A 5588-nucleotide genomic window follows, 5' to 3' on the forward strand; every position below is an offset into this window, starting at 1 on the left:
TTCCGGCGGGGCCTTGCGGCCCGGTGGCGCCCTGCGGCCCGGCGGGACCTTGCGGCCCGGTGGCGCCCTGCGGCCCGGCGGGACCTTGCGGCCCAGCGACGCCCTGCGGCCCGGCGACGCCTTTGGCGTTCCAGCTGATCGGCGTCCAGTTCTTGGAGCACTTCTGTGTGCTGGAGTTGCGGAGCTTTACTTCTCCGGCCTTGTTCCGGCAGGCGTAAATCGTACCTTCCTGCCCGCTGACCGCAGCGCTCGCGGAAGCTGTAGCGGTCACACCGACTGTCACGGCGATGACGGCAGCGACGGTCATCGCCCTGTGCTTGGTCGAGATCATGAGGCGAGGGTTGCGCCGCGAGGATGCAAGAAGGGCGTGCGACGGTTGCAGCTGGGTCGCAACCTCCGGCGCGAACCGGAGTGCGCGGTCCGGCCCGCGACGGACTCAGCTTCGTCCGCGCGCCGGCCGCCGGCACCCGGCTGGCCTTCACCGCCGAGACGACGTTTCCGGGCGCGGGCCGGGGCCGCTCACCTCGGGTGGCCACGTGGTGGAGGCGCGCGCCGATGATGCCGGCGGGCACCGCCCATGCGGCGATGTCGAGGATCGCCCGGCCGGCGACGCCGCCCGGGGCCCGTTCGCCACGGCACTCAACGCGGCCATCGCGCGCCGCGGCCGCTGACCATTCCGCGCATTCCGTGACAAAGACAAATAATGCTCGCCTAGCCTCGGTGGCGTGGGGTTACGCCGGGCAGCCACCGCCCTGATGGTCGCGGCTCTTCTGGCGGTGACGGCGCTTACCGTCGGCCGCGCCGGGGCCGCCGTCACGACGCCCTTTCGGGACCGCTTCGACGCGAACACGAACGGTTCGATCATCCTGCGCGGCAACTCGAACCTGACCTGCCTGCTGACCGGACAGCCCACCTGCGCACAGGCCCGCAACGGCACCGCCACCGGCGGGAGCGCGAACAACAACAGCTACGCGATGGCGTACACGGACGTCGACAACAACCCGCTCACCTTCAACGCCAGCATGGCGACGCTGGACATGCCGCCCGGCAGCACGGTGCTGTTCGCCGGCCTCTACTGGGGTGCGGACTCCTTCTCGCCCCTGCGCAACCAGGTGCTGTTCAGCACGGACGGCGGCGGCTCGTATCGACCGATCACCGCCGCCACGTTGTTTCCCAACGGCAGCATCTACCAAGGGTTCGCCGACGTCACGGCCCAGGTGGCCGGCATCGGCAACGGCGTGTACGGGGTGGCGAACATCCAGGCGTCGATCACGGCCGGCTCGTATGCCGGGTGGTCGCTGGTGGTCGCGTACCACAACGCCGCCCAGGACATGCGCGCGCTGCGCGTGTACGACGGTTTCGGCCAGGTCTCCGTCGGCAACACCGACATTCCGATCACCGGCTTCGAGACCCCGCACACCGGCACCGTGCACGCGAAGATCGGCGCGGTGGCGTACGAGGGCGACCGCGGCACCACCGGCGACAGCCTGGAGGTGGACGGCCGGCCGCTGTCCGACGCACGCAACCCGGCAAGCAACTTCTTCAACAGCACGGTCAGCGACTCCGGCACGCCGGTGGGCGGCCGCAACCCCGGGCACGACAACACGCTCGGCTTCGACATCGACCAGGTCGACGCGACAGGGATGTTCGGCAACGCCGCCACCTCGACCACGCTGACGCTGACCACCACCGGCGACCAGTACTACCCGGGCGTCATCACCTTCACCATCGACCTGTACGCCCCCAATATCACCACCACGCCTTCCGTCATCGACCTGAACGGCGGCGACCTGGTGCCCGGTGACGTGCTCGAGTACCGCATCGCGGTGCGCAACGAGGGCAACGACACCGCCGACGGCGTCGTGCTCAGCGACGCCGTCCCGAACTACACCACCTACGTGCCCGGGTCGCTCACCGTCGCGGGCTCGCCGCTCACCGACGCGCCCGGCGACGACGCCGGCTCCTATGCGGCCGGCGCGGCCGGGTGGACGCTGGGCAGCATCCCGATCGCCGGCACCACCCGGGTCACGTTCCGGGTCACCGTCCAGCCCGGCGCGCCGCCCGGATACGCGATCAGCAACCTGGTGAACGTCGCCTACTCCGGGCGCTCCAGCGGGGTGAGCGTCGCCGCCACCGGCGCGAGCACCGCCAGCACCGTGTTGCAGCCGCACAACGACCTCGCCGCGGCGCTCGGCGTCATGCCCACCTTCGTGCAGCGTGGCGACACCCCGACCGCGGTGGCCTACACGGCGACGGTCACCAACACCACCGGCGACATGGAACCGGCCGCCACCGCCACACTCACCCTCCCCGCGGGCGTCACGCCCGGGACGCTGCCGGCCGGTTGCTCGGCCGCCGCGCAGGTGGTCACCTGCGCCCTCGGGCCCCTGGTCGCCGGCAGTTCCGCTCATGCCACGGTGCCGGCGACCGTGAACGGGTCCGCGGCGGCGAGTCCGGTGGCCACCCTACGGGCCGGGGGCACGGGCGCGGACGCGAACAGCGCCAACGACACCGCCTCCGCCGCGCTCGCGGTCAACAGCCCGCCCGACGCCGTGGCCGACGCCGTGGACACGCCGTTCGGCCAGCCCGTCCGGATCGCCGTGAACGCCAACGACAGCGACCCGGACGATCCGATGTCCGCCCTGGTGTACTCGGTCTCCGGCCAGCCGTCGCACGGCGTGGCCGTGGCCCACAGCGACCAGAGCATCACCTACACGCCCGCCGCGAGCTGGTCGGGAACGGACACGTTCGACTACCGGGTGGACGACCCGAACGGCGGCTCGGTCACCGCCACCGTCACGGTCACCACGGGTAACGCGCCGCCGGTCGCGAACGACGACATGGTGAACACGCCGACCAACACCCCGGTCACCGTCGACGTGTTGCAGAACGACGTGGACCCCAACGGCGACCCGCTGACCGTCGTCGGGGTCACACCGCCCACCGACGGCACGGTGACCTTCACGGCCACGGACGTCACGTTCACGCCGGATCCCGTCTTTGCCGGCCCGACGACCTTCACCTACACGGTGAGCGACACCAGCGGCGACACCGCGACGGCGGTCGTGTCCGTCAACGTGGAGAACGCCGTGCCCACCGCGGCCGACGACCTGTTCCCGGTCACGTACGCGGCGGCGCAGGCCGGCGTGGTGCTGCCGGCGACCGCGAACGACACCGACCCGAACAACGACCCGCTGACCGTCACGACCGCCGGTCAACCGGCGCCGGGCACCGGCGCCACGTCGCCGTACGCCGGGGTGATCACCTACACCGCGCCGGCCCGCTTCTCCGGCACCGCGACCTTCCGCTACACGATCAGTGACGGCCGTGGCGGCACGGCCACCGCACAGGTGACGGTCGTCGTCGCGGACGCGCCGCCGGTCGCGCGGTCGGTCGTGACCACGACCGGCTACCGCACGCCGCTCACCTGGAACGTGCTCGCCGTTGCCACCGACCCCAACAACGACCCACTGCACTTCTCCGGCGTGACCGCACCGGCGCACGGCGTGGTCACCCGCGAACCGACCGGCGAGATCACCTACCTGCCCGACGTCGCCTTCTCGGGAACGGACTCCTTCGCGTACACCGTCGACGACGGCAACGGCGGAACGGACACCGCCACCGTGACGGTGACCGTCGCCAACGCGCTTCCCCGCGCCCGGGACGACGCGGTCACCGCCCTCGGCGGCGCGCCCGCGGCGATCGACGTGCTGGCCAACGACGACCCCGATCCGAACGGCGACCCGCTGACCGTCACGATCGACGGCCCGCCCGGCCACGGCGGCGCGACGGTGGGCCCCGACGGGCGGGTGACATACACCCCGACGGCGCAATTTTTCGGCGTGGACACCTTTCACTACACGCTCGACGACGGCAGCCACACGCTGGTGGGCGCGACCGTGACGGTCACCGTGGTGAACGTCGCGCCGACCGCCCGGCCGGATTCGGCGGGCACCGACACGAACACCGCCGTGGTGGTGCCGGTTCTCGCCAACGACGACGACCCGAACGGCGACCCGGTGACGCTGACCGCGGTGGACGCGGCCGCGCACGGCACGGCCACCGCGAACGCGGACGGCACGGTCACATACGTGCCCGCCACCGGTTTCTCGGGCACCGAGGCGTTCGTGTACTCCATCAAGGACCCGGCCGGGCTCGCCCATGCGGCCACCGTCACGATCACCGTTCGCAACGCACCGCCGATCGCGGCCGACGACACGATCACCGTCCGGCCAGCCCGGCCGGAAAACCTACTGGTGCTGGCCAACGACACCGACCCCAACACCGGGCAGGCCATCACCGTCGCCTCGGCCACCACCCCGGCGAAGGGCGTGCTCACGCTGGCCGGCGGAGTGCTCACCTACCGGGCGGACCCCGGCACGGCCGGCACGGACGGCTTCGACTACGTGGTCACCGACGATCGGGGCGCGACCGCCACAGCACACGTCACCCTGTTCATCAACGGCGCGCCGGCCGCCGTCGACGACGCCGTGTCGGTGCCGGCCGACACCGCTGTCGACATCGCGGTCACCGCCAACGACACCGACCCCGAATCGCAGCCGCTGCAGGTCACCGCGGTGGCCACCCCGTCGCACGGCGCGACCCGGACCAACCCGGACCAGACGGTGGAGTACCGGCCGGATCCCGGCTTCTTCGGCACCGACACCTTCGGCTACACCATCGCCGACAGCGTGGGCAATACGGCTTCCGCACGGGTCACGGTGCAGATCGCGAACGCGGCACCGATCGCGCGGCCGGACACCGCCGCCCTGCTCTCCGACCGGTCCGTATTGATCGACGTGCTCGCCAACGACAGCGACCCCAACCCGGGGCAGACGTCGACCGTCGCCTCGGCCGGCCAACCGGCGAACGGCACGGCCGTGCTCGCCGCGGGCGGCATCAGGTACACCCCGGAACCCGGCTACGTCGGCCCCGACACGTTCACGTACACGATCAGTGATGGCAACGGCGGCACGGCGACCGGGAACGTCATCATCACCGTGTCGAACGGCGTGCCGGTGGCGGTGCCCGACACCCGCGAGACGCCCTACGGGCGTCCGATCGCCGTGGACGTGCTCACCAACGACCTCGATCCGGCCGGCACGTTGACCGTCACCTCGGTCGGCGTACCGGATCGGGGGACGGCGACGTTCACACCGAGCACGGTGACCTACACGCCGCCGGCCGGGTTCTCCGGAACGGCGACGCTCGGCTACACGGCCGTCGACGACGCCGGGCACCGTACCAACGCGGCGATCTCGGTCCTCGTCGGCGTGCCCCCGGCCGTGCCGAACAAGCAGACCACCGTGCTGGACGGCCAGTCGGTCCGCATCGGACTGCCGCCCACCGGGCAGGACGGAAGGCCGGTCAGCCTCACGGGGATCGGCCGACCGCAGCACGGCAGGGCGGTGATAAACGCGGACGGTACGGTCACCTACGTGCCGGATCCCGGTTTCAGCGGCACCGACTCGTTCACCTACCAGGTGGTGGACGCATACGGCAACGTGGCGCAGGCGACGGTGTACGTGATCGTCCCACCGCCGCCGGGTCCCGCGCCGGGACCTTCGCCCTCGCCGTCGGTGTCCGCG

General features: G+C 71.7%; 2 protein-coding genes. One reads left to right on the plus strand and one right to left on the minus strand.

Annotation, left to right across the window (positions count from 1 at the left end):
• On the minus strand, positions 1-331 hold a 331-nt coding region (locus tag Asi03nite_RS00870; protein WP_203676239.1), incomplete at its 3' end, for a collagen-like protein.
• Positions 332-725: 394 nt separating this feature from the next.
• Here Asi03nite_RS00870 and Asi03nite_RS00875 point away from each other — a divergent pair.
• Positions 726-5588 (plus strand): Ig-like domain-containing protein (locus tag Asi03nite_RS00875; protein ID WP_203676240.1); only part of this gene is annotated, 4863 nt, incomplete at its 3' end.

The sequence above is a fragment of the Actinoplanes siamensis genome (genome assembly GCF_016862395.1).
Lineage (GTDB): Bacteria > Actinomycetota > Actinomycetes > Mycobacteriales > Micromonosporaceae > Actinoplanes > Actinoplanes siamensis.